Consider the following 25,023-nt stretch of genomic DNA (forward strand, 5'->3'; position numbering starts at 1 on the left):
TGCGGCGCGGACGGCTGTCGCAGGGTGATTGTGAAATTGTGAAGGAGGCCGATGGAAATGGCACGGTAGATGCTTGTTGGGGTGATCGCGCTGAATAGCGAACGGGGGCTTCCATGCAAGATCACTTCATCAAGGCGAACGTTGCGTTCGCCGCCATTGCCGCGGCGTGCGCGCTCGCAGCGTGCGGCGGCAGCGACATTACGGCACCGACGCTAGCCGGTAACAACATCGGGACGAGTACGAGCGGGACCAGCGGCACGAGCGGGACCAGTGGCACGAGCGGAACCAGCGGCACACCCGGCACCAACGGCATCATCAGTTCCGTCGGCGCAGTCGTGCTGGCTGCGGGCGCGACGCTCGGCGACGTGACGCTGCCGGGCGTCGGCAAGGCGGTGACGGCCGGGCCGGCCGACACGGTCACCGGCGTCGGCACGATCATCCGCGATACGACGAACGCCGTGAGCAACGGTATCGGTCAGATCGGCTTTACGCCGAACCCGGTCGGCAGGACGGTAACAGGCCTTGGCACCCTCGTCGGCTCGGCCGGCAACCCGGTCAACGGCCTTAGCGAAACGGTGAAGGCGCTCGGCTCTGGCCCGCTGTCGCCGCTCGCGCCGATCACGGCGCCCGTCGGTGGCCTGCTCGACACGGTGGCCGGCGGCCTGAAGTCGGGCGGCACCATGCTCGGCGCGACTCTCGCGTCGGCCCCGGTCCAGCAGGCGACGCAGGCGATCAGCACCGCGATCACGCCGCTCGTGACGACGGCGGGCCAGCTCACGCAGCAGGTCGGCACCGCAACCGGCCTCGGGCAGCCGGTCGCGGGCCTGCTCGGGCAGGTCGGCGGCGCGATCACGTCGGCCGGATGGAAGGTGACGTCCACGTCGCCGCAGCCGATCGTCGGCGCGGTCGGCGGCCTCGTTCGGGCAGTCGGCAACACGGTGACCAATGCGGGCGGCCTCGTGAACCCGAGCGGCCCGAACGGCGCGGTGCCGGTTGCCGGTCTGGTGACGAGCGTGGTCGGCGGCATCCCGGCGACCGTGCACGATGGCTCGGCGACCGGTACGAGCGGTGGCGGCTCGCCGCTGGGCGGTCTCGCCAATCCGCTGGCGCCGGTGACGTCGCTGGTGGGTGGCCTGCTCGGCGGTGCGGTCGGCAAATAGCCAGCCCGTACCGATCGTCATGCGAGGGGAACGCGATGCATGACGGGGGCCGGCGACCATCGGTCGTCGCCGGTTCGGCCGGTCGCGTCGGACGGTCCCGAAACCGCGGCCCGCTACCGACGCGTGTCGCCGGGCTTCGACGGCGGCCGCGCCATCCCGCGCGCCGGCAACGGCGTCGACATCACGATCGACGTGCGCGTCTCGCCGTAAAGGTTGACCCGTTCGATCAGTTGTTCGAGATGGGCCATGCTGACGGCGACGAACCGCATCACGTACGAATCCGCGCCCGTCACGTGATGGCATTCGACGACTTCGGGAATCGTCTCCAGCAGCTTGAGGAACTTCGCTTTCGCCGGTTGCGGCACCGTGATGCCGATCAGCGCGCTCACCGGATAGCCGGCCGCGGACGGATTGATCCGGGCGGTGTAGCCGTCGATCACACCGGCCGCTTCAAGACGCTTCACGCGCTCCGTCACCGCCGGCACCGACAGGTGAACCTGGCGCGCGAGCTCCGTATAGCTGATGCGCCCGTTGTCCTGCAACAGCGCCAGCACCTTCCAGTCCAGATCGTCCATTGCGGTTGGAGTTTTTAAGGGAGAGCCGCCATTTTTCCTTAAAAACCGCATTCAGCGGGGGCCGGACTTTCCCTACGATGCCTGTTCGAGCCACTGGATGTTGCAAGGAGCGGGCGATGTTGTTCATCAAATCCGTCGTGATGGGGCTGTCGATCGCGGTGCCGGTCGGCCCGATCGGCATGCTGTGCATTCAGCGCAGCCTGAGCCGCGGCTTCCAGGCGGGCTTCGCGACGGGCATCGGCGCCGCGTGCGCGGATGCGATTTACGGCCTGCTCGGCGCGCTGGGCGTCGCGGGCATCTTCACCGCGTTCCCGATGCTGACCGTCGGCCTGAAAATCGGCGGCGGCGCGTTTCTCGTCTGGCTCGCATGGACCATCGCACGCCAGGCGCCGGCCGCGCCGGCCGCGCCGGCGGGGCAACGCGACCTGCCGCGGTCGACCGTCCTGCGCGATTTCCTGACGACGTTCGGCCTCACGCTGTCGAACCCGATGACGATCGTGTCGTTCGTCGGGATCTTCGCGGCGCTCGGCCCGTTGCCGGGGGCGCAGGAAGGCGCGATGTGGGCGACCGTCGCGTGGATGGTGGCCGGCGTGTTCATCGGTTCGGCCACGTGGTGGCTCTGCCTGAGCAGCGCGACCGCCGCGCTGCGCACGAAGCTGTCGTTCGCGTTCATGCACGCGCTGTCGCGCGGGTCGGCGGCCGTCGTCGCGGTATTCGGCGCGATCCAGCTGGTGGCGGGCGTGCGCGGGCTGATCTAGGCGCGCGGGGCGGCGCGGGCCGACCGGATCGCGTCGATCGTCGTCCGGAGATGGGCGAGCAGCTCGAGCATCGCCGTTTTACGAAAGTACTGGTTGATTCGCTTGCTGACGACGATATCGGACGGCAACGCTTCGATCGCATGCCGAATCGACAGCAGATCGTCGATGAGCCGTGTCAGCGCGTCGGAATCCTGCGTGTCGAGCGCAACGGCGATTTCGTCGGGCCAGAAGCCGAATGCGTCGATGCCGCAGCATTCCGCGACACAGTGGATCTCCAGTGCGTCGACCAACGGCATGACGGCCGCCAGATGCGGGTCGACGTCGATCGCATCGCGGAGATCGGCCGGCAGATCTCCGCATTCGATCTAGCGATCCTGACCGATGCCGATGTCGTTCTTGTGTGCGTTTCTATTCATCGCCGGCTCGATTCGATGCGTGCAGGTGCGCGTGCACGAAGCGCGCGATTTCCTGGCTCAGCTCGAGATCCTCCGGCGCGCCCATGAAGCCGCCATGCGGCATCCCCTCGAACACGTGCAGCTCGGTCGGCACCTGCGCGCGTCGCAACGCGCGATGCAGGCGCACGGCGTTCGACAGGAACAAATCACGCGTGCCGCTCTGGATGAAGGTCGGCGGGAAGCCGGCGGTGAAATCGCCGAACAGCGGCGACAGGTACGGATGCGCGAGATCGGCGCCGTTTGCGTAGAGCAGATTGTTCGCCATCAGCGGCGCCGGCAACACGACATCGACGAGCCGGTTGGTCTCGAAGCTGTCGCCGGATTCGGTCAGGTCGGCTTCCGGCGACAGCAGCACGAGCGCGGCCGGCAGCGGCAGGCCCTCGTCGCGGGCGCGCAGCACCATCGCGGCCGCGAGATTGCCGCCGGCCGAACGGCCGCCGATGACGATGTTTTCCGGTGCGTAACGCTCGAGCACGTAGGCATAGGTCGCGATGCAGTCGTCCAGCGCGGCCGGATACGGATGCTCGGGCGGCATCCGGTAGTCGACACCGTAGCAGCGGATGCCGAGCCGGTCGGCCTGCATCTGCGCGCCGGCGCGGCACGCGGCGGCGCCGCCGACGACCAGCGCGCCGCCGTGCAGGTCGATGGTCGCATAGGCGCTGGAAGCCTCAGCCTCCGGTGTCGCGACATGCACGTCCGCAGCGCCGACACGGATCGTCTCGACGCGCGAACGCAAATGGCCGGCCAACTGCTCGACCGCGGCCGCGTAATGCGCGTCGGCGCTGGCCTTCACGCGCATCCACGCGTCGATATCGTCGGGCGCCGGCATCACGTGCAACGCGTTCAGCGGCACGCCGTCGTCACCGGTCAGGCGTTGCAGCGCGGCCCGCGCTTCGTCGCTGATCGAGGTCGGGAAGGGAACGACACGGCTCGGCAGCACGACGCCGTCGGGTTTGTCTTTCATCGTTCGGACTCCGTTCGATGCGTCATGCGGGCGACGGCCAGTGGCGCAGCATCACGTCGAGCGCATCGAGGCTGCGCGACCACGACGCGTCGGAATCCGGCGCGCTGTGCGAGAAGCCGCCGGCGCTTTCGAGCGTCACGTAGCCCATGAAGAAGCCGCCGAGCAGGCGAATTGCATGCGCGTGCTCGGTATCCGGCAGGTCGTAGCCGCGCAGCACCGCCGCCGTCATCCTGACGAGCTGGCCGCCCGCGCTCGCGGCGGCGCGCTCGGGGCTTACCGGATGGCGCGCGGCCGCAAAGCGGCCGGGATGCGCACGCGCGTAGTCGCGATAGACGTTCGCGAGCGCGGCCAGCGCGTCCTTGCCGGTGCGGCCGGCCAGCGCATCGGTGGCGCGATCGGCCAGCTCCTGCAGCGCGAACAGTGCGATGCGGCTCTTGAGATCGTCGAAGCTCGGGATATGGGAATACAGGCTCGCCAGCTTGACGTCGAAATGCCGCGCGAGCGCTGCGCCGGTGAGTTGCTCGAAGCCGGTTTCATCGGCGAGCTGCGCGCCGGCTTCGACCAGCTTGTCCAGAGTGATGCCGGCACGCGCCATGACGAATGCTATGCGGTTTAGTCAAAAAACTAATTCTATTAGCTTTTGCCGCGATGTCAATTTTTCGCGCGTGCCGGTGGGGTTCCTTGCGCGATGTGCGTGGCCGTCAGAACGTATAGCTGACCTTGCCGAACGCGGTGCGCCCGAGCGTGTTGTAGCCGTACGCGGTCATGTACTGCCGGTCGAACAGGTTCGACAGCGACGCCGACACGGTCAGGTGCGCATTGATCCGGTACGACGCGCGCAGGTTCACCGTCAGGTACGACGCCAGGTACTGCCGGTTGGCCGGATCGTCGAACGTCGAGCCGCCGTATAGCAGCGACGCGCCCGTGCTCAGCGCGTGCAGCTTCAGTTCGTCCCACGTGTGGTCGACGTTCAGGCTGACCGTCTGGCGCGGCCGGCGGCTGAGCCAGGTCTGGTTGGTTTCGTCCTGCGGATTCAGGACGCCGACCGCGACGCTCACCGGCGTCGACCGGCCGATCGTCCCCTTGTACGACAGGTCGATGCCGCGAATGTGCGAACGGCCGATGTTCATCGGCGAGAACGTTGCCGGGTTGTACGCGATCAGGTTGCTGACGCGCGTGTCGTAGATCGCCGCGGTGAACGTGCCGTACGCCGTGTTCGCGTCGATTGCGGCCTCGACCGACGTGCTGCGTTCCGGGCTGAGGTTCGGATTGCCGTAGCCGGGGTAGTACAGGTCGTTGAAGGTCGGCAGGCGGAACGCGTTGCCGTACGACACGCGCGCCGTGTAGACCGGCGTGATCGCCCACGACAGCGCGGCGTTGCCGGTGTTCACCGCTTGCCCGGCGATGATCTCGTGACGGCCCGCGACGAACATCGTCACGCGGCCGAGCGTCGCCGACTGGTGCAGCGAGAACGCGGAATCGTTGCGCGTCGGCACGCCGCCGGGAATGTCGACCGGCAGGAACGCCTGCTCGCGCGTGAAGTCGTACGCGAGCTTCGATTCGCCCGACAGCGGCAGGCCGAACAGGTGAAACCCGTGCTCCTGATGGGTCAGCGACGTCGACGTGCTGATGCGCTGCGAATTGATCTGATCCGTCGCGAGCGCCGGGTTGGCCGCGTAGATGAACTGGCGGTCGTTCGCATAGCCGAACGACTGGTCGAACTGCGTATCGGGCGTGATGTCGAGATGGAACGCGACGCCGGTCGTCAACTGGTGATCGAGCTCGCGATTCGCGTAGCCGCTGTTGTCGTAGGACAGATCGGAGCGGTGGTACAGCGCGAACGTCGAGATCGACCAGTTGTCGCGCGCGTAGCCGAGCCGTGCGTCGAGATCCTGCGCGTGATACGGATTGCGGCCGTCTTCGTGGCCGTAGAAGAACGGCCGCGTCGCATCGATGCCGGCCGTGTTGTAGTCGTGCAGCCCGAGCGAGTAGGTGAGCCCGCCGAGCGCGGCCAGCGGCCCCGTCGACGGCACCGTGCCCGACGTGCGGAACTGCGTGTCGAACGTCTTGTTCGAGCCGCCGCCGAACGACACGGTGGTCTGGTTCGGCTGGTGGGCGGCGCGGCGCGTGAAGAGCTGCACGACGCCCCCCATCGCGTTGTTGCCGAACGACGCGGCGGCCGGCCCGGAGATCACTTCGACGCGCTCGAACGCTTCGGTCGGCAGGTCGGCCCACGGCGCGATGCCGGTGGTCGGCGAGCCGATCCGGATGCCGTCGATGAACACGGCGACCTGGCTCGCCGACGACCCGCGGATGCTGACCGACGCGGATGAGCCGGGCCCGCCGTTCTGCGCGACGGTCACGCCCGGTAGCGTCGCGAGCGCCTGCGTGATGCTCGGGTCGGCGGGCGACAGCCGGTCGAGATCCTCGCGCGTGAGCACCTGCGTCGACGCATAGCGACGGTCGAACGATTCGGGCAGGTGCCGCGTGTCGGTCACGCTGATCGTCGGCAGGTCCGCGCCTGACGCGGGCGCGGCGGGCTGCGCCTGCGCCGTATCGCCGGCCGCATGAGCGAGCGGGGAAAGCAGCGCGGTGGCGGCGGACGTGGCAAGCAGGTGACGAATATTCATGAGACAGCGGGACCAAGCGTGTGGCGTGTACGGCGATCGTGAGCCGAAGGCGGACGAGGAACGCATGCCGACGGCGTGTCGGTGCGACGCTTCCGGTCGGGAAGCGGATTCGGGAATGATGGACATCTGACGGATCCTGAGGTCGGGTCGTCCATGCAACGGGCCGCCGCCGGGGGCGGCGCCTGGCGCATCGGGACACCCCGCCCGGTGCGGCTGCTGGACCTCGGGTCGATGGCAGGTCTCCTGGCTCGCGGGTCGTCGTCCGTGCGGGCCTTCCCGGTTTCCCAGTGGCATGCGGTGGCACGGATTCGCCGCTCACAGTTGCGGGGGCAGCCGCAGCTTCGAGGCGTTGCCTCGCCTGCGTTCCCTTTTGATCCCATCCCTGGGAACCATCAGCGCGCAAGGGTAATGGCGCGCCCTCCGGCGCGTCAATCGTGCGGCCGGGTGGGGATGCAAAAAAACGTCATTGTCCGGCGGCGGAGTGCCGGATTCGCTCGCGCTCTCCCGACGGTACCGCGTTTCACGTCTGATGAAACCGGCGGGGGCGAGCGCGTGACTTCGCGCCGGGCGCGACTGGCTGATTCCGCAACCGGAGACGGTCGACGGCTGCGTTGCAGCGGCGCACCGACGCTATCCTCGCCGCCCGCGATCCGTCGCGGCCGTCGTTCCGAATATCGATGGCCGGCGCGTATCGTTACATATGCGTGCCGCCATGCGCGCGGCCGGCCGGGTCGCCACCGCGATCGGGCGGCGTATTGTTCTGATCGATCTTCGCGAGCACGAAGCCGGCGGGCGGCAACGCGGCGGGCGAACGGTGCACTGCTTGCCCGGCTGCGGGGTGAGGCGCGGCGGCGGGAAAACCGGATGACGTCACGCCCGGTTGAGCGAACGCCGACAGGGAAGCGGCCGCGAGGGCGGCGGCGACGATCGCGTGCGTATTCATGGCGACTCCTTCACGACTGAATTCAGGATGACGTAATCAGTCTAGGGCGCGAAACTTAACGCGCCGTGAAGGGGCGCGGCGCGCATGAGATGATCTTCATGCGCGCCGCGACGGTCAGGCGGGCGCCGACACCAGCGCGCAGAAGTTCTCGAGATCGACGTTGCCGCCGCTGATCACCACGCCGACGCGCTTGCCCTGCAGCGCATCCTTCATCCGCCGCACGGCGGCGAACGACAGGCAGCCGGTCGGCTCGACGACGATCTTCATCCGCGTGGCGAAGAAACGCATGCAGTCGACCAGTTCTGCGTCCGTCGCGGTCAGGATGTCGTCGACGTCGCGGCGCAGGATCGGGAACGTCAGGTTGCCGAGGTGCTGCGTCTGCGCGCCGTCGGCGATCGTGCGCGGTGTGTCGATATGCACGATCGTGCCGGACCGGAACGATTGCTGGGCGTCGTTGCCGGCTTCCGGCTCGACGCCGTACAGCTTCGCGTGCGGCGACAGCGCGCGCGTGGCGAGCGCGGTGCCCGACAGCAACCCGCCACCGCCGAGCGGCGTGAACACCGCGTCGAGCGGACCGACTTCGTCGAACAGTTCCTTGGCCGCGGTGCCCTGGCCGGCGATCACGTCAGGGTGATCGTAGGGCGGGACCAGCGTGAGCCCATGCTTCTCTGCGAGCTCGCGCCCGATCTGCTCGCGATCCTCGGTATAGCGGTCGTAGGTCACGACGTTGCCGCCGTAGCCGCGCGTCGCGGCCATCTTCGCGGCCGGCGCGTCCTGCGGCATCACGATCGTCGCGGGAATGCCGAGAATGCGCGCCGACAGCGCGACCGCCTGCGCATGGTTGCCCGACGAGAACGCGACGACGCCGTGGCGGCGCTGTTCCGCGTCGAAGCGCGACAGTGCGTTGAACGCGCCGCGGAACTTGAAGGCGCCCATGCGCTGCAGGTTCTCGCACTTGAAGAACACCTGCGCGCCGAGCGCGTCGTCGATCGTCCGCGACGTCATCACCGGCGTGCGGTGCGCGTGGCCTTCGAGGCGGGCCGCGGCGGTGGCGACGTCGTCGTACGTAGGGAGAGTCGGAGAATTCATGGTCGCTCGAGAGTCGGAAAGGTCAGTCAACGGGAAACTCAAAACGGCAACGCCGGACGCGCGGCGTCACTTTGCGTCGTTGTAGACGGTCGCGCGCGACACGCCGAGATGCTGCGACACGATCTCCATCGCGCGGCGCACCTCGAGGAAGCCGTCGGCCTTCAGCGTCTGCATCAGTTCGCGGCGCTGGTCGGTCTTCAGCTCGCGCGGCGTCGTCGCGAGACGCGTCGCGAATGCGTCGATGCGCTGCCGGATCGCGTCCGCGCCGGCCGGGTCGAGTGTTTCGACGACGGTCTCGCCGTCCGTGCGGCAGAACTGGTTCAGCATGCCCTGGAAGCCCCGGAACAGCGTGACGTCGGCATTCAGGCACAGCGCGGCGACGTAGCGCCCGGTCGAATCCTTGATGCCGATCGACGTGCTTTTCGCGGTGCGGCCGTCGGCGAAGCGGTTCGGGTAGTTCGCGAGCACCTGCGGGAAATCGTCGTCGGCGATGCGGGCGAGGCCGAGTTCGGTCGCGGGATCGCCGACCGCGCGGCCGGACAGGTTGTTGTGGATCGCGAGGATCGCGTGCTCCGGCGTGCGCAGGTCGTGCACGACGACCTCGGTGAACGGCGCGAACATCTCGCCGAGTCCTTCGGCGATGCGCTGTACCTGTTCGATCAGCGACGCCTGCTCCGACGGTAGCGGTTTGCGGTTCGTGCTCATGCGTGGTCCTGGGGGGCGGGTGTGTCGGTCGTCTCGGGCCGCGTGATGTCGACCAGCAGCGGGCGCGCGATCCGGACATAGTCGGCCGCGTCGAGCACGACCGAGCGGTCGAGGCGGCCGGCGTTGAATGCGATCTCGGCGTTGCGCTCGACCAGCGCGGGATCGACCACGAGCGTCACGTTCGCATCGAATGCGAACGGCGGCACGGCGCCCATCACGCAGCGCGTGACGGCGGCCGCGACGTCGGGGGACGCGAGCGTCGCCTTGCGCCGGCCCACCGCATCGGCGACCTTGTGGAAGTCGATCTTCAGGTGGCCGGGAATCACCGCGAGCGCGGTGGTGTCGCCGCCATCCTTGAACGTGCAGAGCATCGCCTTCGCGCCCTGTTCGGGGCGGGTGCCGCGCAACGCGGCGATCGCGTCGGATTTTCCTTCCGCCGGATGCTCGAGCACGCGGAAACGCGCGCCGGATGTATTCAGCAGTTCGCACAGCGTGTCGAAAACGGAAGAGTCGTTCATGTCGCTCCGGGGCAGGCAGGCCAATGCGTCGATATACGCGGCTCAAAGAATCGTCCAAGTATAGACGTTTTGTCATAACTATGACAAAGGGGAGTGGCCGTCGTCGTCCGGCCTTGTCGACGCATGCCCATTCTTCAGCAGCCGAAAGGGCATTTCATATTGCGGAAGTCACGCGAAATTCCTGCCGCCACGTTTTACCGCCGCTTGAAACCGTGTTTTGCATCGCAAAAACGTGTGACTATCTCATTGAAAAATAACGAAAATTTATATCTTATGTCTTATATAAGACTTGATCGAAATTTCGCTGGGCGGGATTACTATTGAGTCCATGCAGTTCGCTTCGTCACACGCGGCGGGCACGCTGAAACCTTTACTCAAATGCGCTTCGTTCCCAGGAGATAGACATGTCCCAATATCAAGACGACATCAAGGCAGTGGCAGGCTTGAAGGAAAACCACGGCAGCGCGTGGAACGCCATCAGCCCCGAGTATGCGGCCCGCATGCGTGCCCAGAACAAGTTCAAGACCGGCCTGGACATCGCGAAGTACACCGCGAAGATCATGCGCGCCGACATGGCCGCGTACGATGCCGATCCGTCCAAGTACACGCAGTCACTGGGTTGCTGGCACGGCTTCATCGGCCAGCAGAAGATGATTTCCATCAAGAAGCACTTCAACAGCACCGAACGCCGCTACCTGTACCTGTCGGGCTGGATGGTCGCCGCGCTGCGTTCGGAATTCGGCCCGCTGCCGGATCAGTCGATGCACGAAAAGACCTCGGTCAGCGCGCTGATCCGCGAGCTGTACACGTTCCTGCGCCAGGCCGACGCCCGTGAGCTGGGCGGCCTGTTCCGCGAGCTGGATGCCGCGAAGGACGCGACCGCCAAGGCCGCGATCCAGCAAAAGATCGACAACCACGTCACGCACGTCGTGCCGATCATCGCCGACATCGACGCCGGCTTCGGCAACGCGGAAGCGACCTACCTGCTGGCCAAGCAGTTCATTGAAGCGGGCGCGTGCTGCATCCAGATCGAAAACCAGGTGTCGGACGAGAAGCAGTGCGGCCACCAGGACGGCAAGGTCACGGTGCCGCACGAGGACTTCCTCGCGAAGATCCGCGCGATCCGCTATGCATTCCTGGAGCTGGGCGTGGACGACGGCATCATCGTCGCCCGTACCGATTCGCTCGGCGCCGGCCTGACCAAGCAGATCGCCGTGACGAACCAGCCGGGCGACCTGGGCGATCAATACAACGCGTTCCTCGATTGCGAAGAACTGTCGGCCGACCAACTGGGCAACGGTGACGTCGTCATCAAACGCGACGGCAAGCTGCTGCGTCCGAAGCGCCTGCCGAGCAACCTGTTCCAGTTCCGCGCCGGCACGGGCGAAGCGCGTTGCGTGCTCGACTGCATCACGTCGCTGCAGAACGGCGCCGACCTGCTGTGGATCGAAACCGAAAAACCGCATATCGCACAGATCGGCGGCATGGTCAGCGAGATCCGCAAGGTGATCCCGAACGCGAAGCTGGTGTACAACAACAGCCCGTCGTTCAACTGGACGCTGAACTTCCGCCAGCAGGCGTACGACGCGATGAAGGCCGAAGGCAAGGACGTGTCGGCTTACGACCGTGCACAGCTGATGAGCGTCGAATACGACGAAACCGAACTGGCCAAGCTCGCCGACGAGAAGATCCGTACGTTCCAGGCCGATGCATCGCGTGAAGCAGGCATCTTCCACCACCTGATCACGCTGCCGACGTACCACACGGCTGCGCTGTCGACCGACAACCTGGCCAAGGAATACTTCGGCGACCAGGGCATGCTCGGCTACGTGGCGGGCGTGCAGCGCAAGGAAATCCGCCAGGGCATCGCGTGCGTGAAGCACCAGAACATGTCGGGTTCGGACATCGGCGACGACCACAAGGAATACTTCAGCGGCGAAGCGGCGCTGAAGGCAGCGGGCAAGGACAACACGATGAATCAGTTCTGATCGTCGTCGGACCCGAAGCACGACGCCAGCCCCGCGGGGCTGGCGTTTTTTTTGTCTGCTCGAACCTGGCACGTTATCCGCGCACGACTTTCACGACGTATTGGCATTCGGACAGGATGTTTGTGTACACAACCTAATTCAGGGTTTGCCTGAGTAGCGAAAACGCGAATTCGTGCGACTCGCGTTAGCGTTGTGCATACGGACGAGTGGCAGGTTGAAATTGCCGCTCGAGTGAAACCCTTGCGGGGCGGTCGTCGCGCTCGTTTCGTCCCCAAAGCGGGCACAACGTCGCCGTAAAAAGCACCTGTCTGCAACGCGCATGCCGGCGCGCAGTCACAGTTGTTTCTTGTTGCAACGCAACGCCCGCCCAATAACGGCGATGGTATGCTGGCCGGCATGGAGTTGTATGGCAGGTTGCTTGCATGGCGAAACTCGCGTTCGCACCCTCTAACGAGACTTCACCTTCTCTCGCACGCATCGCGGCATCGACGCGCGCTCCGCTCGCGCGTCCCGTCCTCGCGCCGCATCTTCCTGCGCTCCGCACGCATTCCCCATCTCGCGGGCTCGCCCCGCATCCCCATCCCCGCCCAATAAATCTGGAGACATTCCCATGTCGCAAAACACTTTGGCCGAAGCAACGCACGGCCCGCTGATCGCTCCGCCGGCTTTCGTCAAACATCGCAAGCTGATCGACTGGGTGTCGCGCATCGCGGCACTGACGGAGCCCGAGCGCGTCGTGTGGTGTGACGGTTCGCAGGAAGAATACGATGCGCTGTGCCAGGCGATGGTCGATCAGGGCACGCTCACGCGCCTGAATCCGGCGAAGCGTCCGAACTCGTATCTCGCGCAATCCGATCCGTCGGACGTCGCGCGCGTCGAGGATCGCACGTTCATCTGCGCGGCCTCGCGCGACGACGTCGGCCCGACCAACAACTGGATCGAACCGGCCGAAATGCGCGAGACGTTGAACGGGCTGTTCCGCGGCTCGATGCGCGGCCGCACGCTGTACGTCGTGCCGTTCTCGATGGGCCCGCTCGGCTCGCCGATCGCGCACGTCGGCGTCGAGTTGTCCGACAGCCCGTACGTCGCGGTGAACATGCGGATCATGACGCGCATGGGGCGCGACGTGTACGACGTGCTCGGCGAGGATGGCGACTTCGTGCCGTGCGTGCACAGCGTCGGCCATCCGCTCGAAGCCGGCCAGCAGGACGTGCCGTGGCCGTGCAATCCGGTCAAGTACATCGTGCACTTTCCGGAAACGCGCGAGATCTGGAGCTTCGGCTCGGGCTATGGCGGCAACGCGCTGCTCGGCAAGAAGTGCTTCGCACTGCGCATCGCGTCGACGATGGGCCGCGATCAGGGCTGGCTCGCCGAACACATGCTGATCCTCGGCGTGACGTCGCCGGCCGGCAAGAAGTATCACGTCGCGGCCGCGTTCCCGTCCGCGTGCGGCAAGACCAACTTCGCGATGCTGATTCCGCCGCAGGGCTTCGACGGCTGGAAGGTCACGACGATCGGCGACGACATCGCGTGGCTGAAGCCCGGCCGCGACGGCCGCCTGTATGCGATCAACCCGGAAGCCGGTTTCTTCGGCGTCGCGCCGGGCACGGGCGTGAAGACCAACCCGAACGCGATCGCCACGCTGAAGGAAAACGTGATCTTCACGAACGTCGCGCTGACGGAAGACGGCGACGTGTGGTGGGAAGGGCTGACCGACACGCCGCCCGCGAAGCTGACCGACTGGCAGGGCAACCCGTGGACGCCCGAGATCGGCAAGGAAACCGGCCGCAAGGCCGCGCATCCGAACTCGCGCTTCACCGCGCCGGCCGCGCAGTGTCCGTCGATCGACGACGACTGGGAGAACTCGGCAGGCGTGCCGATCGACGCGTTCATCTTCGGTGGCCGCCGCTCGACGACGGTGCCGCTCGTGACCGAGGCGCGCGACTGGGTCGAAGGCGTGTACATGGCCGCGACGATGGGCTCCGAGACGACCGCGGCAGCCGTCGGCCAGCAGGGCGTCGTGCGCCGCGATCCGTTCGCGATGCTGCCGTTCTGCGGCTACAACGTCAGCGATTATTTCGCGCACTGGCTCGACATCGGCAAGCAACTTGAAGCCGCCGGCGCGACGCTGCCGAAGATCTACTGCGTGAACTGGTTCCGCAAGGATGCGAACGGCAAGTTCGTGTGGCCGGGCTTCGGTGAGAACATGCGCGTGCTGAAGTGGATGCTCGATCGGCTGGAAGGCAGGGGCGGTGGCGGCGAGCATGCGTTCGGCGTGTCGCCTGCGTATGAAGACCTGCACTGGGACGGCCTCGATTTCACTCGCGATCAGTTCGATGCGGTGACGTCGATGAACGCGGACGAGTGGCGCGAGGAGCTGAAGCTGCACGCGGCGTTGTTCGATACGCTGAAGCTGCGCTTGCCGGCTGAAATGACCGGCACGATGAAGAAGATCGAGCAGCGTATCGGCGGCTGACGGTACGCAGCGTCATCGTCTTTGACGTCCCGTCGCCGGTATTGCTTGCTGGCGGCGGGACGTTTTCATTTGGGCGTCGCGCGCGCCGCTATTCACTCACTGAGCACCGCAATGCTGCGCGACGCATTGCGTAGCGCCGTGTAGCCTCGTCGGCCCTGAAACGAACGACGCCCCGAGCCATCGATCGCATGGCCCGGGACGTCGTCGTTTCCGGGGATCGACGGCGGTCAGCCGAGCTCGAGCGCGTTTGTCAAATCGCCCGGCGGCGTCTCGCCACGCGCGGCGAACGCGTTGTTGCGCAGCACCACGCCGTCGAGCGGCGCGAGGCCGTGCACGCGGCTGATGAAGCGCAGGATCGAGTTCGTGTCGTACAGCGTGTGATCAACGAAGCCCTTTTTCGCGAACGGCGAGATCACGAGTGCCGGAATCCGCGAGCCGGGGCCCCAGCGGTCGCCGACCGGCGGCGCGACGTGATCCCACCAGCCGCCGTTCTCGTCGTGGGTCATCACGATCACGGTGTTCTCCCATTGCGGCCCGCGCCGGATATGGTCGATCACGGTCGCGATGTGACGGTCGCCCGATTCGATGTCCGCATAACCCGCGTGCATGTTCAGGTTGCCTTGCGGCTTGTAGAACGTGACGGCTGGCAGGCGGCCCGCGTCGATGTCGGCGATGAAATGGTTGGTCGACGGCTCGTCGCCGAGCCCCGCGTCGCGCAGGTGCTTGCGGCGGGCTTCGGTGCCCGGCGCGTAGTTCACGAAGTAGTTGAACGGCTGGTGGTGGTACTGGAAATCGGGCACGGTGCCGGTGTCGCGATGCTCGAGCGCGTACTGCCACGCACCGCTGTACCACGCCCAGTCGATGTTCTTTTCCGACAGGCGGTCGCCGATCGTCGCGTAGCCCTGCGGCGGCATCACGCGATGGTCGGCCGGGTCCGCATACGCGGCGTTGCCCGGATCGGGCGGCGGCACGTAGCTCGGCTGGTACGGCGGCGCCATCGTGTTGACGCCGTAGCCGTCCGGCGTCAGCGGACCGTCGACCGCGAACTTCGGCGGGCCGTCCAGCGCGGACGCGGGCGAATCGTCGGAGAGCTTCAGGCGCGTGCCGGTCGGGTCGTCACCTTCGACCTTCGACAGCAGCTTCGCCGCATGCGGATGCTTGTGCGCGTCCGGATACAGCGGCGGCTGCGCGGAGATCAGGAACATGTGGTTCATCCACGAACCGCCGAAGGCCGCCATGAAGAAGTTGTCGCACAGCGTGTATTGCCGCGCGAGATTCCACAGCCGCAGCGTGTCGGCCGAATTGCGGTAATGGCCCATCACGAGGCCGCCCGAATCGGCCCATGCGGCGAACTGGTTGTTGCGGCCGCCCGCGATCTGCATCTGGTTCTGGTAGAAACGGTGCCACAGGTCGCGCGTGATCACGCCGTTCGGCAGCGGCTGGCCCTGCGCGTCGGTAATCCGGAACGGCGCATTCGGCAGCTTGTCGATGTCGCGCTCGGCGATCGCGTAGCGCTTGCCGTCCACTTCCTGCGCCTGCGGCACGAGCCCGCCCCAGATCTTCGGCAGCACCGGCAGCGGCGTCTTGCCGTCGCGATCGAGCTGCTGCGCATGTTCGGGGCGCACTTCGCTCAGCGGATGAAGCACCCCCGGGAAATCGCCGTACAGGTTCGCGAAGCTGCGGTTTTCCGCATAGATCACGACGATGTGGCGCACGCGCTGGCGCAACGCTTCGTCGACGCGCAAGTCGGCGGCCGAGCGCGGCGCGTTGCCCGCGGTGGTTTCGCAGCCGGCGAGCGCGACACCGGCACCGAGCGCGGCGAGGCCGCCGAGCACACGGCGGCGGTCGGGATCGGCGGGAAGGTCGTCGGGGCGATCGGGGGTGTCGTTCACGTCGGGGGCTCCTCGAATGGGCGGGTGGGCGTTGTCGTTCGATGTGCGCCGGCGCCGCGCGGGCAGCCGCGGCAGGGCGGAATGCAACGGCCGCTATCGCGCGCGGCGGCGCGATACGACTGTCACGAAAATGTCATGAACGCGACTATAACGCGGCAAGGGGGCGGATGAAAGCCGTTCGTCGGACGATTCGACGCGTGCACGGCGAGCGGTGCGCGACGCCCGCACGCGAACTAGACTGAAATCAGGAGCGGCGCGTCACGGCGTGCCGCCCGGGCGAGGATCGCCCCGGCGACGTCGGCCGACGATGTTGCCGAGGCGGTATCGATGCGACGAACGACGCGAGACAGCGAGGCGACGATGGCGTGGATGCATGCCGTTTTCGGCTGGTCGCCGCGGCCGCAGCCGCGTACCGGTTGCGCGGGTTGCGCGCGCGTGCCGGCGTGAGCCTCCGCCGCGCGGCAGATACGGCCGGCCCGATGCCATGGACAGGAAATTCGACTACCCGGGATTGCTGATCGCGGCGGGCTTTTTCGTGCTGTTCGCCGCGCAGTTGCTGATGCTGCACCCGACGTCGACGCCGATTGCGTACAGCGATTTTCACCGGCTCGTCGCCGCGCGGCTCGTCGACGATCTCGAGGTCGGCCCGGCGTCGATCTCGGGCACGCTGAAGATGCCTCAGGCCGGCGCGATGCTGCCGGCGTCCGACGCCGCGGGCGTGCGGCAAGCCGGCACGCCGTGGCGCTTCACGACCAGCCGCGTGACCGACGAACACCTGATCGACACGCTGACCGCCGCCGGCATCCGCTATCACGGCACGCCGGATACCGGCTGGATCGCGTCGCTCGCGTCGTGGCTGCTACCGCTCGTGCTGCTCGTGTTCGTGTGGAACATGATGCTGCGCAAGCGCGGCGGGCTGCAGGACTTCACCGGGATGGGCAAGAGCCGCGCACGCGTGTACGTGCAGCAGGAAACCGGCATCACGTTCGACGACATCGCGGGCATCGACGAAGCGAAGGCCGAACTGCAGCAGCTCGTCGCGTTCCTGCGCAATCCCGATCGCTACCAGCGGCTCGGCGGCAAGATTCCGAAAGGCGTGCTCGTCGTCGGCGCGCCGGGCACGGGCAAGACGCTGCTCGCGCGTGCGGTGGCCGGCGAGGCGGCCGTGCCGTTCTTCTCGATCAGCGGCTCGGCGTTCGTCGAGATGTTCGTCGGCGTGGGCGCCGCGCGCGTGCGCGACCTGTTCGAGCAGGCGCAGCAGAAGGCGCCGTGCATCGTGTTCGTCGACGAGCTCGATGCGCTCGGCAAGGTGCGCGGCGTCGGTCCGATGTCGGGCAACGACGAACGCGAACAGACGCTCAACCAGTTGCTGGTCGAGATGGACGGCTTCCAGGCCGGCTCCGGCGTGATCATCATGGCCGCGACGAACCGGCCCGAGATTCTCGATCCCGCACTGCTGCGGCCGGGCCGCTTCGATCGTCATATCGCGATCGACCGGCCCGACGTGAACGGCCGCCGCCAGATCCTCGATGTGCACGTGAAGCGCGTGAAGCTCGCGGCCGACGTCGATCTCGGCGAGCTTGCATCGCGCACGCCGGGCTTCGTCGGCGCGGATCTCGCGAACGTCGTCAACGAGGCCGCGCTGCACGCGGCCGAACTCGGCAAGCCGGCGGTCGGCATGGCCGACTTCGACGAGGCGATCGACCGCGCGTTGACGGGCCTCGAGCGCAAGAGCCGCGTGATGAACGAGCAGGAGAAGCTGACGATCGCGTATCACGAAGCCGGCCATGCGCTCGTCGCGGAAAGCCGCGCGCATTGCGACCCGGTGAAGAAGGTGTCGATCATTCCGCGCGGCGTCGCGGCGCTCGGCTACACGCAGCAGGTGCCGACCGAGGATCGCTACGTCCTGCGTCGCAGCGAGTTGCTCGACCGGATCGACGCGCTGCTCGGCGGGCGCGTGGCGGAAGAACTCGTGTTCGGCGATGTGTCGACCGGCGCGCAGAACGACCTCGAACGCGCGACCGCGATGGCGCGCCACATGGTCATGCAATACGGAATGAGCGAGAAGATCGGGCTTGCGACGTTCGACGACGGCGACGCACGCCAGGGCATGCCCGGCGCGTGGCATGCGGGCGACGGCCGCTGCAGCGAGCACACCGCGCGCATGATCGACGACGAGGTGCGCACGCTGCTGGCCGATGCACATGCGCGCGTCGCGGCGACGCTCGGAGAACGACGCGACGCGCTCGAACGTATCGCGCGACGGCTGCTGCAATGCGAGGTGCTCGAACGAGACGTGTTGCAGGCGCTGATCGAGGGGCGTAGCGAACTGCCGTCGGCGACGGCGTCATTACCCGGCGACGAAACGAGCGCGCGCGGCGGCGCGATCGAAACGGAGCAGGCGTCTGCAGTCGAGCGCGATTTCATCGCGTACCGACGGCCGCACGAACCCGATCATTGACGCGCGCTGCGCGGACCGGCGAGCGTCGCGTGTCGATCTGCCGACACTGCGCGTTTTCTTTTCCTTCTCTCCCGCCACGGCGTCGCCATGAGCGACGCACACGTATCGGTCGAACGTCGTGGGTCGTGCTCGAATGCCCGCCGAGACGACGGACGCGTGAACGCGCGCCAGCGCGTCAGGATTCGGTCGCGGCCGCGACTTCGGCCGCTTCGGTGAGCGCTTCGAGAAATCGCGTGCGCCACCAGTGCACGTCGGTCTTGCGCATGATCGCCATCAGCGCCGCGTGACGCTGGCGGCGCTCTTCGAGCGGCATCGTGAGCGCGCGCTGGATCGCCTGCGCGGTGCCTTGCGTGTCGTACGGATTGACGAGCAGCGCCGACTTCAGTTGCTCGGCCGCACCCGCGAAACGCGACAGCACGAGCACGCCCGGGTCGGCCGCGTCCTGCGCGGCGAGGAACTCTTTCGCGACGAGGTTCATCCCGTCGCGCAGCGGCGTGACGAGGGCGACCCGGCTTGCACGGTAGAGGCCCGGCAGGCGCTTGCGCGCGACGGTGCGGTGAATGTAGCGCATCGGCATCCATTCGAGCTCGCCGTAGTCGCCGTTGATCGCGCCGCACAGACTGTCCATCTCGCGCCGCAGGTCGTCGTAGGCGCCGAGATCCTCGCGGCTCGGCGCGGCGATCTGGATCAGCGTCGCGCGGTCGCGGTTCTCCGGATAGTGTTCGAGCAACTCGCGGAACGCATGCACGCGCTGCGGCAGCCCTTTCGTGTAATCGAGCCGGTCGACCCCGACCAGCAGCTGACGGCGCGAATATTCGTCGCGCATGCGCTCGAACATGTCGAGGCCGTCGCGATCGCGCGCGAGTGCTTCGAATTCGTCGACGTTGATGCCGATCGGGAACGCACCGGCCGACAGCGTGCGGCCGAACGCGCGCAGCCGGCCGTCGGGCAGCCGCGCCGCGCCGGCTTCGGCCTCGACGTAATGCTCGAAGTGGAGCAGATCCGATTCGGTCTGGAAGCCGACGAGGTCGTACGCGAACAGCGAGCGCATCAGCCATTCGTGTTCCGGGATCGCGGCCATGATCGGCGGCGGCGGCATCGGGATGTGCAGGAAGAAGCCGATCGGATTCGTGCAGCCCATCGCGCGCAGCTCGGCCGCGAGCGGAATCAGCTGATAGTCGTGCACCCAGATGACGTCGTCGGGGCGCAGCAGCGTGCGCAGCTTGCGCGCGAACAGCTGGTTCACGCGTCGGTAGCCGTCGGCGAAGCGCCGGTCGAACTGCGCGAGATCGAGCCGGTAGTGAAACACCGGCCACAGCACGTTGTTCGAGTAGCCGAGATAGTAAGCGTCGTAATCCTGCGGATCGAGGTCGACCGTCGCGAGCTGGATGCCGCCGACGTTCTGGATCTGCACGTCGTCGCCATGCGTGGCCTGATCGTCGCCGCCGCGTAGCCGGCCGCTCCAGCCGAACCAGACGCCGCCGGTTTCCTGCAGGCTGTCCTTCACGGCGACGGCGAGACCGCCGGCCGCGGCTTTACGGGGATCTGCGATGCGATTGGATACGACGACGAGTCGGCTCACCAGCTCTCCTGACGATTGTTGGGGAAGGGGTGTGCGGCCAGGCGCGAGAGACAGACGCCGCCATCGGTGCGCGGTGCGCGAGACGATGGGGCCGCATGGCGATCGGACGGGAGTCAGGGAACGCGATTCGCCGTCCGGTCGAAAAGTACTTTTTTAGGATACTCGTCATTCGTGCGTTTTAAAAGTCTGTATCGATGCACGATGCGGGCGCGCATGTCGGGCGCTATCCATGACGAGGGTGCTGCAACGCGCGAGGCTCGAGCGGGACCGAAATTTGCGCGTCGCTGCGGAAGCAGTGTGCAAGGCCATGCGGAGAGTTGCGCGAAGGACGCGCATGGCGGCATGCGCAATCGACTGCAACGATTTTCGATGCGGGATGCGGCGGTTATGCGGTGCGTGCCAGCGTGACCCAGACGGACGAGCGTAACGGCGTGCGCATCGTCGTCTGGTTCGCGCATGCCGTTACGCGGCAGCCGGCTGCCAGTGACGCATGTCCGTTTCCTGCACAAGCGCGCCCGGCGACGCCCCATGTGAGCCGGACGGCATCCGGAACGCGGCGACCGTTTCGGACAACTCGCGGCCCTGCGCCTCGAGCGACTTCGATGCGGCTGCCGCCTGCTCGACGAGCGCGGCGTTCTGCTGCGTCGTCTCGTCCATCTGCGTGATCGTCAGATTCACCTGATCGATGCCGCGGCTCTGCTCGGCCGACGCGGCCGCGATCTCGCCCATGATGTCCGTCACGCGCGCCACGGCTTGCGTCACGTCGGACATCGTCTTGCCGGCTTCGCCCGCGAGCGCCGAGCCGTCGCGGATCGTCTGCACCGACGCGGTGATCAGTTCCTTGATTTCCTTGGCCGCGGTCGACGAGCGCTGCGCGAGATTGCGGACCTCGCTCGCGACGACCGCGAAGCCGCGGCCCTGTTCGCCCGCGCGGGCGGCTTCGACCGCCGCGTTGAGCGCGAGGATGTTGGTCTGGAACGCGATGCCTTCGATGATGCCCGTGATGTCGGCGATCTTCGACGAGCTGTGGCCGATCTCCGTCATCGTGTCGACCACGCGGCCGACCACCGAGCTGCCGCGGTGCGCGACGTCCGATGCATTCGCGGCGAGCGTGCTGGCCTGTTGCGCGTTTTCCGCGTTCAGGCGCACCGTCGATGTGAATTCCTCCATCGTCGCCGCGGTTTCCTGCAGCGACGCGGCCTGTTCCTCGGTGCGCTGGCTCAGGTCGAGGTTGCCCGAGGCGATCTCGCTCACCGCGTGCGCGATGCTGTTCGACGAGTCGCGCACGCGGCCGACGATGCCGATCAGCCGTTCGTTCATCGTGCGCAGCGCGTCGAGCAGGTCGCGCGTTTCGTCGTTGCCGCGCACCTCGATACGGCTGCCGAGATCGCCGTTCGCCACCGTGCGCGCGACGTCCACGGCCGCGCCGATCGGCACCGTGATCTTGCGTGTGAGCCACAGGCCGCCGCAGGCCGCGATCGCGACGGCGATCAGGCAGATGCCGGCCAGCAGGTTGCGCTCCGCCGTGTAGCGATCCGCGAAGGCCTGCGCGATTTCGAGTTCGCGTTCATGCGTGAAGGTCGCGTAGGCGTCGGTCGCACGCACCAGTTGCGCGAGCAACGGGCGGCAGTTGTCCTCGATGTCGGCGATTGCGTCGTCCTTCTTGCCGGCCTGCGCGAGTCCGACGATGCGCAGCGCAACGGGCCCGTAGCCGGCCTCGATGCGCACGATGTCGGCCACCAGTTCGCGTGCGCGATCGGAGGTGTCGGTCGCGTTCGCCATGAGTTCCTTGAGCTTCGCGAGATGATCCTGCACGTCCTTGTGCGCGTGGTTCACCTCGGCCAGTTCGGCCTCGACGTCGGCCGGCCGGGTGACGAGCACGAGGTTGCGCGCGGCGATCGCGCGCCGGTCGACCGCGGTGCGGATTTGCGCGGACAGGTTCGCCCGCGCGTTGATGCCGTTCATGTAGCGGGAAAACTCGGCGTTCGTATCGGACAGTGCCTTGAGGGCCACGCCCGACACGATCACGACGACCGCGGCGAGCAGGCCGAAGCCGCCGAGGAGTTTCGTTTTGATGCTCATTCTGGCGATTTTCACGTTGTGCCCCTGTGCGTGTGGTTGGCAAATGGAATTTATCGTTCGACCAGATACGGGATCGTGCCGGCTTTAACGGGTATTCGGGATGATTCTTTACCCGTCAAAACCCTTACATTCGGTTTTCGATCGAACAAAGCCTTGTCGCACGGGCGTTCTTGATCTCGATCAAAAGGGGAGAGGGGCGATATTTACTGAATTGTTTATGCGATGTATTTGAAACAGGATTTACTGGTAAAACAATAAACGTCATTTTTATAGTAATTGTCTGACGATTTTGTTCTAAATTACCGGTGAATACCGGAATTTCATTGCGGAGGAATGGGGAATGGAAGCCGATATGCGTATTCACGACGATCGGCGTGAATGACGCGACTGTCTGATGGACAAACGGAAAGGGGGCGCGCGTCGGGTTCGCGCCGGAAAGCGGCCCGCGGCGGGCGCCGCGAGCCACGCGAGGGTCAGAACGTGGTGCGCAATCCGGCCATCACGCTGCGCCCGCCTTGCGGGGCGAAGCCGCGCACGACCGACGTCGAGTAGCGGATCTCCTGGTTCGTCAGGTTGTCGCCGCGCAGGTAGGCGAGCCAGTGCGTCGGGCCGACGCGGAATTTGTACGTCAGCATCACGCCGAGCGACGTATAGCCGTCCGTCGAGAAGTCGTCGTCGGGCACGCGATGCTGCGACCACGCGTGCGTGACCTGTGCGCGCGCACCGAACGGGCCGTAACCGTAGTCGGCCGCGAGCGTCGCGCGCAGCGGCGCGATGCGCGGCAGCGGCTGGCCCGTGTCGACGTTGCGCGCGTGCGTGTAGTCGGCCGTCAGTTCGAGATCGACCGTGTGGCCGCGCCGCGAGAACGCACGCCACTTGCCGTCCAGCTCGACGCCGTAGAACTCGGCGCGCACGCCGCGGTAGATCGCCTCGTTGAGCGAGCCGTCGGTGCCGGGCGCGACGGGCTCGCCGTCGTCGTCCACCACGCGGCCGGTGTTGTACTCGGTCAGATAGTTCGAGAAGCGGTTGTAGAACACGCCGACGCTGCCGCGGTTCGGCCCGCTCGCATAGCGCAGCGACAGGTCGGTCGATACGGCCTTTTCCTTCGACGCGTTCGGGTTGCCGATCAGGAACTGGCCGGTCGCATCGTGCGGGCCGTTCGAATACAGCTCGTAGAAGGTCGGCGCGCGTTCGGTGTAGGCGACGTTCGCTGCGATCGACCATACCGGCGTCAGCGAGAACAGCGCGCCGGCCGACAGGCTGCCCGCATTGAAGTCGCGCGGCTGCGCGCCCGCGAATTTCTCGACGCCCGCCGGATCGGGATCGACCTTCACGTGCTCGAAGCGGCCGCCGAGGCTCAGCTTCAGCGCCGGGACGACCTGCCATTCCTCGAGGCCGAACAGCGCGACGCTGTTGGTGCGGGTGGACGGCACGAGCATTTCGTCGCCGAGCGCCGAGAACGTGTTCTGGCCGAACTGCACGCCGATCGCGCCTTCGAACGGCCCGATCTTGCGATGGCGTGCCTCGATGCGCGCCTCGTAACCGCGATTGCGGAAGGTGGTCGCCGTCTCGCCGTTGTCCACTTCCTTGTGGCGGTAGTCGGTGTACGCGAAATCGAATTTCAGCTTCGTGAACGGCCCGCTCAGGTTGCGCACCTCGGACGCGAACGCGAGGCGTTCCTGGCGCATCCGCAGCCGTACGTCGCTTTCCGCGACGGAGCCGTAGTTCGATTCGTAGCCGCTGTACGACAGGCCCGCGAAACCGTCCGCCCACGTGTACGACGCGCCGACCGCACCGCCGTGCACGCGCCCGTCGCTGTTCGGCACGTTGCCTTCCGGTTGCGGCGTGTCGGGGCCGTCGATCGCGCGCTGCTGGCTGCTGCGCGCATAGCCGGGAATCCGCAGCTTGCTGGTTTCGCGATCGAAGGCGTCGACGTGGAACGCGAAGCGGCCGTTGCCGCCCTCGACCTGCGCGGCGCCGGCGCGCACGGAATTCGCGCCGCCGTAGCGGGCGTCGAGCGCGCCCGTCACGCCTTCGATCGCTTCGCGCGGAATCCGGTTGTCGATCGTGTTGACCACGCCGCCCACCGCGTTGCCGCCGTACAGCAGTGCAGCCGGGCCGCGCACGATCTCGACGCGCTCGATCGACAGCGGGTCCTGCGGCACCGCGTGATCGTACGACAGCGACGACGCGTCATACGCCGCGACGCCGTTCTGCAGCAGCCGGATCCGGTCGCCGTCCATCCCGCGGATGATCGGGCGGCCGACCATCGGCCCGTAGGTGGTGGTCGACACGCCGGGCAGCCCGTTGAGCGTTTCGCCGAGCGAATCGGCCTGGCGGCGCGTCAGCGCATCGCCGGAAAGCTGGACGGTCGGCGCGATCAGTTCGGTGTCGCCGAGCGGGTTCGCGGTCACGAAGATCGGCGCGAGCGGCGCGGGTGCGGCGGCAGGCGTGCCGGACGCGGCGGGCGCATCGGTCTGCGCGTGGGCGACGGCGGCGCACAACATCAGCGACAGGGACGAGAGCGGGCGAAGCGGTAAGCGAGGGAGGTCGCGCATGGTCGGTGAATCGGTTGGAATCGGATGATCGGATAACGAGCGATGCGGGTCACTATTAGATACGATATATTGTTGCGTTTCTGACGCGCAGTGACCCGTTGGAACATGGCTCGGCAAGGCGCGGCCACCTGGTTGGAACGGCATCCGGTGGACGAGCACGCGAAATGATATGTTATATCATGTCAAA

At 66.8% G+C, this 25,023-nt stretch carries 19 protein-coding genes and 1 riboswitch; of the genes, 5 read left to right on the forward strand and 14 right to left on the reverse strand.

Annotation, left to right across the window (positions count from 1 at the left end; genetic code table 11):
* Positions 1-113 precede the first annotated feature (113 nt).
* Positions 114-1,160 carry a collagen-like triple helix repeat-containing protein gene (locus BLS50_RS18270; RefSeq protein WP_176934256.1) on the forward strand — a complete coding sequence of 349 codons (1,047 nt, stop codon included), beginning with the start codon at positions 114-116 and terminating at the stop codon, positions 1,158-1,160.
* Positions 1,161-1,273: 113 nt separating this feature from the next.
* On the opposite strand, the gene BLS50_RS18275 is transcribed toward BLS50_RS18270, so the two are convergent.
* Entirely contained in the window at positions 1,274-1,735 is a 462-nt protein-coding gene (locus tag BLS50_RS18275) for an Lrp/AsnC family transcriptional regulator (RefSeq protein ID WP_012339921.1), read from the reverse strand.
* Between the two features lie 116 nt (positions 1,736-1,851).
* Here BLS50_RS18275 and BLS50_RS18280 point away from each other — a divergent pair, with 116 nt between their 5' ends.
* Positions 1,852-2,493 (forward strand): LysE family translocator, encoded by a 642-nt coding sequence (locus BLS50_RS18280; RefSeq protein WP_074803212.1) that lies wholly within the window; start codon positions 1,852-1,854, stop codon positions 2,491-2,493.
* On the opposite strand, the gene BLS50_RS18285 is transcribed toward BLS50_RS18280, so the two are convergent.
* From BLS50_RS18285 to BLS50_RS18320, 8 genes are all read right to left on the reverse strand, one after another.
* The gene (locus tag BLS50_RS18285; protein WP_412668068.1) at positions 2,490-2,858 is read right to left on the reverse strand and encodes a DUF6331 family protein; all 369 of its coding nucleotides are present in this window, start codon (positions 2,856-2,858) and stop codon (positions 2,490-2,492) included. The two genes, BLS50_RS18280 and BLS50_RS18285, sit on opposite strands and share 4 nt — an antisense overlap.
* A gap of 43 nt (positions 2,859-2,901) precedes the next feature.
* Positions 2,902-3,912 carry an alpha/beta hydrolase gene (locus tag BLS50_RS18290; protein ID WP_074803214.1) on the reverse strand — a complete coding sequence of 337 codons (1,011 nt, stop codon included), beginning with the start codon at positions 3,910-3,912 and terminating at the stop codon, positions 2,902-2,904.
* Positions 3,913-3,934: 22 nt separating this feature from the next.
* Positions 3,935-4,507: a TetR/AcrR family transcriptional regulator gene (locus BLS50_RS18295; RefSeq protein ID WP_012339925.1), complete on the reverse strand. Its 573-nt coding sequence runs from the start codon at positions 4,505-4,507 to the stop codon at positions 3,935-3,937.
* A gap of 106 nt (positions 4,508-4,613) precedes the next feature.
* Positions 4,614-6,542 carry a TonB-dependent receptor domain-containing protein gene (locus BLS50_RS18300; protein WP_074803217.1) on the reverse strand — a complete coding sequence of 643 codons (1,929 nt, stop codon included), beginning with the start codon at positions 6,540-6,542 and terminating at the stop codon, positions 4,614-4,616.
* Between the two features lie 216 nt (positions 6,543-6,758).
* A riboswitch (cobalamin riboswitch) is annotated at positions 6,759-6,951 on the reverse strand.
* A 285-nt stretch (positions 6,952-7,236) separates the two neighbouring features.
* Positions 7,237-7,485 (reverse strand): hypothetical protein, encoded by a 249-nt coding sequence (locus BLS50_RS18305; protein WP_074803220.1) that lies wholly within the window; start codon positions 7,483-7,485, stop codon positions 7,237-7,239.
* A gap of 114 nt (positions 7,486-7,599) precedes the next feature.
* On the reverse strand, positions 7,600-8,574 hold the full coding sequence (locus tag BLS50_RS18310) for a threo-3-hydroxy-L-aspartate ammonia-lyase (protein ID WP_074803222.1): 975 nt from the start codon (positions 8,572-8,574) through the stop codon (positions 7,600-7,602).
* 66 nt (positions 8,575-8,640) lie between these two features.
* On the reverse strand, positions 8,641-9,279 hold the full coding sequence (locus tag BLS50_RS18315) for a helix-turn-helix transcriptional regulator (protein WP_011547652.1): 639 nt from the start codon (positions 9,277-9,279) through the stop codon (positions 8,641-8,643).
* Entirely contained in the window at positions 9,276-9,797 is a 522-nt protein-coding gene (locus BLS50_RS18320; protein ID WP_074803225.1) for a YbaK/prolyl-tRNA synthetase associated domain-containing protein, read from the reverse strand. The genes BLS50_RS18315 and BLS50_RS18320 overlap by 4 nt, the downstream gene beginning before the upstream one ends.
* A gap of 404 nt (positions 9,798-10,201) precedes the next feature.
* Here BLS50_RS18320 and BLS50_RS18325 point away from each other — a divergent pair, with 404 nt between their 5' ends.
* Together BLS50_RS18325 and BLS50_RS18335 are read left to right on the forward strand one after the other, a co-directional pair.
* Positions 10,202-11,785, forward strand: coding sequence for an isocitrate lyase (locus tag BLS50_RS18325; protein WP_011547654.1), 1,584 nt, complete (start codon positions 10,202-10,204; stop codon positions 11,783-11,785).
* Positions 11,786-12,395: 610 nt separating this feature from the next.
* Positions 12,396-14,261, forward strand: coding sequence for a phosphoenolpyruvate carboxykinase (GTP) (locus BLS50_RS18335; protein WP_074803228.1), 1,866 nt, complete (start codon positions 12,396-12,398; stop codon positions 14,259-14,261).
* A gap of 227 nt (positions 14,262-14,488) precedes the next feature.
* Here the strand turns inward: BLS50_RS18335 and BLS50_RS18340 are convergent, their stop codons facing one another.
* Complete coding sequence (locus BLS50_RS18340) at positions 14,489-16,153, reverse strand: acid phosphatase (protein WP_074803232.1); 1,665 nt, start codon at positions 16,151-16,153, stop codon at positions 14,489-14,491.
* 484 nt (positions 16,154-16,637) lie between these two features.
* Here BLS50_RS18340 and ftsH point away from each other — a divergent pair, with 484 nt between their 5' ends.
* The gene (gene ftsH, locus BLS50_RS18350; RefSeq protein WP_074806501.1) at positions 16,638-18,614 is read left to right on the forward strand and encodes an ATP-dependent zinc metalloprotease FtsH; all 1,977 of its coding nucleotides are present in this window, start codon (positions 16,638-16,640) and stop codon (positions 18,612-18,614) included.
* A gap of 175 nt (positions 18,615-18,789) precedes the next feature.
* On the opposite strand, the gene otsA is transcribed toward ftsH, so the two are convergent.
* From otsA to BLS50_RS18365, 4 genes are all read right to left on the reverse strand, one after another.
* Positions 18,790-20,196 carry an alpha,alpha-trehalose-phosphate synthase (UDP-forming) gene (gene otsA / locus BLS50_RS18355; protein WP_006478986.1) on the reverse strand — a complete coding sequence of 469 codons (1,407 nt, stop codon included), beginning with the start codon at positions 20,194-20,196 and terminating at the stop codon, positions 18,790-18,792.
* 462 nt (positions 20,197-20,658) lie between these two features.
* Positions 20,659-22,278, reverse strand: coding sequence for a methyl-accepting chemotaxis protein (locus BLS50_RS18360; RefSeq protein WP_080486886.1), 1,620 nt, complete (start codon positions 22,276-22,278; stop codon positions 20,659-20,661).
* A 124-nt stretch (positions 22,279-22,402) separates the two neighbouring features.
* Positions 22,403-22,744 carry a hypothetical protein gene (locus BLS50_RS35415; RefSeq protein ID WP_124620252.1) on the reverse strand — a complete coding sequence of 114 codons (342 nt, stop codon included), beginning with the start codon at positions 22,742-22,744 and terminating at the stop codon, positions 22,403-22,405.
* A 7-nt stretch (positions 22,745-22,751) separates the two neighbouring features.
* Entirely contained in the window at positions 22,752-24,836 is a 2,085-nt protein-coding gene (locus tag BLS50_RS18365; protein WP_226247678.1) for a TonB-dependent receptor, read from the reverse strand.
* Positions 24,837-25,023 lie beyond the last annotated feature (187 nt).

Source organism: Burkholderia orbicola (assembly GCF_900100915.1).
In the GTDB taxonomy this organism is placed as follows: domain Bacteria; phylum Pseudomonadota; class Gammaproteobacteria; order Burkholderiales; family Burkholderiaceae; genus Burkholderia; species Burkholderia orbicola.